General features: G+C 51.6%; 5 protein-coding genes and 1 pseudogene. 4 read left to right on the top strand and 2 right to left on the bottom strand.

The window, feature by feature from the left end:
- Positions 1-1,199, bottom strand: a pseudogene (gene oxlT, locus KHQ28_RS23960) (oxalate/formate MFS antiporter); the annotation flags it as partial.
- 216 nt (positions 1,200-1,415) lie between these two features.
- Between oxlT and KHQ28_RS23965 the strand changes: the two are divergent.
- Positions 1,416-1,634, top strand: a complete 219-nt coding sequence (locus tag KHQ28_RS23965) for a hypothetical protein (RefSeq protein ID WP_014343071.1) — start codon at positions 1,416-1,418, stop codon at positions 1,632-1,634.
- Positions 1,635-1,744: 110 nt separating this feature from the next.
- On the opposite strand, the gene KHQ28_RS23970 is transcribed toward KHQ28_RS23965, so the two are convergent.
- Positions 1,745-2,797: a LacI family DNA-binding transcriptional regulator gene (locus KHQ28_RS23970; RefSeq protein WP_032418949.1), complete on the bottom strand. Its 1,053-nt coding sequence runs from the start codon at positions 2,795-2,797 to the stop codon at positions 1,745-1,747.
- 217 nt (positions 2,798-3,014) lie between these two features.
- Here KHQ28_RS23970 and KHQ28_RS23975 point away from each other — a divergent pair, with 217 nt between their 5' ends.
- From KHQ28_RS23975 to KHQ28_RS23985, 3 genes are all read left to right on the top strand, one after another.
- Entirely contained in the window at positions 3,015-3,452 is a 438-nt protein-coding gene (locus tag KHQ28_RS23975) for a PTS sugar transporter subunit IIA (protein ID WP_032418950.1), read from the top strand.
- An 11-nt stretch (positions 3,453-3,463) separates the two neighbouring features.
- Positions 3,464-3,730, top strand: a complete 267-nt coding sequence (locus KHQ28_RS23980) for a PTS sugar transporter subunit IIB (protein ID WP_004176134.1) — start codon at positions 3,464-3,466, stop codon at positions 3,728-3,730.
- A gap of 30 nt (positions 3,731-3,760) precedes the next feature.
- On the top strand, positions 3,761-4,248 hold a 488-nt coding region (locus KHQ28_RS23985), incomplete at its 3' end, for a PTS transporter subunit IIC (RefSeq protein ID WP_279355072.1).

Here is a 4,248-nt window from a genome sequence, read left to right on the forward strand (position 1 = left end):
CATGCCAGCCGTGAGTGTGCTGATAGAGCAGTGCCGCCAGCGGACCGCCAAAGATTGACCCGATGGCCTGCGAAATATACAGCCAGCCATAGTTGCTGGCGGCACTGCTCGCTGCCGAACGTATCGGTGAGCGTCGACGGGAAGAGCGAGAAGATCTCCCCCCAGCCAAAGAACACCACCCCGGAGAGCAGGACAAACAGCAGCGGATCTTCCCGGCACGCCAGCCAGAGCATCATCGCTACCCCCTCCAGCGCAAAGGCGATAAACATGGTTTGCTCGCGGCCGAAGCGGTCGGAAATAAACCCAAACAGCGGCCGGGTTAAGCCGTTGGTAAAGCGGTCTATCGTTAACGCCAGTGGCAGCGCCGCCATGCCAAACACCACCGCCTGGCTAATGCCGAAATCCTCGGCGAACACCGCCATCTGCGAAGTGACCATCAGCCCGGAAGTCGACATCATCGCCATCATGGCGAACATCAGCCAGAACAGCGGCTGGCGCAGCATTTCCCGGGAAGTAAACGATCTGCTGCTCTGCACCACCGTCTGACTGACGGGCTGGGAGACAGCAGGGGGCGGCAGCTTCAGCCCCTGACTGGCGAGGAAGCCGACGAGGGCGAAAAGGATCCCGAAAGTCGTCATCGTGTGTTCAAGGCCGTTAGTGGTCAGCGACAGGGAGATGGGGAAGGTGGTTATGATGGCCCCCATCCCGTAGCCCGCCGCCACCGCGCCGGCGGCGAATCCCCGCTGCTGTGGGAACCATTTGACCATCAGGCCGACAACGCCGATGTAGACGATCCCGGTCCCGAGGCCGCCCATGCAGCCATAAACCAGCCAGAGCGTTGCCAGGCCATTCACCTGCGCGGAAAGCACCCAGCTCATTCCCGCCATCACCGTGCCAATAGCGATCAGCCGCCGTGGGCCAAATTTTTCCACTAACCGCCCCTGAAAAGGGGAAAAGAAGGTCTGCAGGATGATCAGTAGTGAGAAGGTGACCTGCAATTCTGGCAGACCGACGCCAAGTTTGGCGGCCAGGGGTTTTGTCAACAGCGTCCAGACATATTGCGGACTGGAGATGGCGGCCATACAGATCAGGCCCAGCACCAGCTGGCGCCATTTGCCATATTTCGGGGTAACCAACGGTTCGCTGAGTGTCGTCATGTTGTTCTCCGTTTTCAGTAAGCAGGCTTCCGTGAAACGCATCCACCCTGGATGCCTCACAGAAAGGGGAAGGTTGCGACCGCAGACTGGCGACCTGTTGTGGCCATATGGCATACGTTCTTGTCCACATTGCGGTATACAAGCGAAGAGCATTAAACGTGCCATATAAAATAAGTTTTTATATTCAAGTGGTTAATGTAATGAGGGCATGTCTGACGGGGGGCGGCATGGTGAATGTGCGGCACCAGGGCGGTGCAAATGAATTATCGCGGTGCGCTTTACCTGCTAACTGGCTTAGGAGACATCGTATACCCTGGACTGGCGCTAGACGGACTTCAGTGCAAAGCCGCCCAGGCGGGTCGAGGCTACGAAATCACCGCCTGGGACGGCTGGCAAGATAAACGGGAAATGAGGCTGGCGGTTTACCCGCTTAGTAGCGAAAAAACGCTACTGTCCCGACTATTTTTTGCTTTATGAGCTGGGCATTTATTGTATGGACTCTCGCAGAGAGACATTCTTCCTGGTAGAAACCCTGGCTACCACACACAGATACTAGATAGGGGAAGCCTTATCGCCCTATATTAAACTCATGCCGCGGTACTGGCCCGGACTTTGAGCACTGACGGAATTTCAATGAACTTTTCACCAGGCTTATCGTTAAGCAGTTCGAGAAGGGCTTTACCGGCTTTCACCCCAATGTCATGCCAGGGAAACTCAACGGTTGTCAGGGCAGGGGAACAGACTGTCGATAACACTCCTCCGCCTAAACTCGCAATGGCTACGGTATTGGGCACCTTGATGCCGGCACTGTGGCAGGCCATCATACATCCACAGGCCATTTCATCCGACGTGCAAATTAACGCATCCAGATCGCCCCAGGTAATCATCATATCCTTGAATATATTGACGCCTGTGGCGATGGTGGATGGCAAATGCGTGGTTACCACCCGGTGCGGGGAGCGGTTCAGAGCGAGCATCGCCGTATTCCAACCGCTCAGCAACTGGCGAAACATTGTGTTATTAGCCGGGGTACAGAGCAGTGCGATGTTTTTTAATGAGGCGTCGGCCAGATGAGTCACGATCTGTTTTACGGCCTTACCGTAATCCACGCCGATGCACATACCCACAGGGTGGGTATTTAGCGCGCCAATTTCCAGAATAGGAACATCCACGTTGGCCAGCAGCTGGGTGCAGCTCTCAATGGTATCGATATTGAACTGAATAATGGCCGCCGGGTTATAGGCGAGCATTTTTTCAAACGTCTTTTGTTCACTTTGACCGTCATGCCCGGATTCCATAAACATCATGGTATATCCGCGTTCGGTCAGCACTTTTTGCAGCGCTTCAGAGACCGGCAAAAAACCCGGTGAAGAGAAGGTGGAGACGACGGCGAGAATAAGATCGGAATGGACCGACGCCAGATTACGTGCCTGCAGATTAGGGACATAGCCGAGTTGACTGACGGCCGCATCGATGCGATCGCGAAGCTCAGGATTCACTTTTTCAGGCATTCTCAGCGCTCGCGAGACGGTCATGGCGCTCACACCGACAAACTCAGCCACCTCGGTCAGGGTTATCTTACCCGTTCCTTTACGTCGTTTTTCTTTCGGGCTACCGTCCGCGTCTAAACTCTTCACCAAAATCACCAACCGTTTGAAAAATAAAATATAACGAAAGTATATCTGCGAATCGCATTATAACTTACCACAGCGAGGGGGAAAGCACATTATAGTCAGTGTTAGCGGTAACGCACTTTTTAACATTTTTCTTTGTTAGCGCTAACTTTGGGAGGTGTATCACAGTTGCATTTTATTTAGCTGTTTATAGTGCAGCACATAGACCCCCTCGGGAGAGCATATGATCAGAGACTGGTTAACCCCGGATAAAATTAAAGTCATTAACTCAATAGATAGCTGGGAAAATGCCGTTCGACTTGCAGCAGAACCCTTGCTGATGCAAGGGTATATAGCCGGGTCGTATATTGAGGCGATTTTGCAAAGCCATAAAGAACTTGGGCCCTATTACGTATTAGCTCCCGGCTTGGCGATGCCTCATGCCCGTCCTGAACAGGGGGGGTTAAGAAATGGATTATCGCTTCTTCATATTAAAGAAGGGGTGTCGTTCGGCTCGACAGAGAACGATCCGGTATACGTGGTAATCATGCTATGCGCTCGTTCCGGAAATGAACATATCACGATGATTGGTGAACTGGCTGAAATCTTTAGCGATCAGCAAAAGTTACACCGATTGTTAAATGCCGATGATAGCAAGGCGATTCAGGCCGTTATTGACTGAAGGAAAACAGAATGAAAAAAGTGCTTATCGTGTGCGGTAATGGTTTGGGCAGCAGCTTCATCGTTGAAATGAATGTCAAAAAGATCCTTGCCGAAATGAATAAAGAAGCTGAAGTCGCACATACCGACCTGACGTCGGCAAAAAGCGAAACTGCCGATCTTATTCTCAGCGCTAAAGACATTGCAGAACATCTTAGCAGTCACTCTGCAAAGGTCGTTGGATTAAGTAATTTACTTGATAACAATAAAATTAAAGAAATTTTAGCAGAAAACATTTAAGCAACGGCTATCTGATTCGTGGAGTTTAACATGCTTCATTTTCTTATTTATGATGTGCTAGGAACACCGGCGATACTGGTTGGTTTATTTTCACTGATCGGTCTGCTGTTGCAAAAAAAAGGAATTTCAGACGTTATTTCAGGCACGCTGAAAACCATCATGGGTTTTGTCATATTGACCGCCGGCGCCGGTATTATAGCCTATACGTTAACCATCTTTAGCCAGTTATTTGAACATTCTTTCCATATTCAGGGCGTGGTGCCCAACACTGATGCCATGGCCGCTCTGGCGCAGAAGAATTACGGCACGGAAACCGCCACCATTATGGTATTGGGCATGCTGATCAATATCGCCCTGGCGCGTCTAACGCCATTAAAGTACATCTTTCTGACCGGACATCATACGCTTTATATGGCTGCGATGCTGGCGGTTATCCTGTCTGTAGGGGGCTTGTCAGGGGGATGGGTGGTGGCCATCGGGGCGGTTATTCTCGGTGCGATGATGGTCATCTCCCCGGC

The organism is Klebsiella sp. 28 (assembly GCF_018223905.1).
Classification (GTDB): Bacteria; Pseudomonadota; Gammaproteobacteria; order Enterobacterales; family Enterobacteriaceae; genus Klebsiella; species Klebsiella pneumoniae.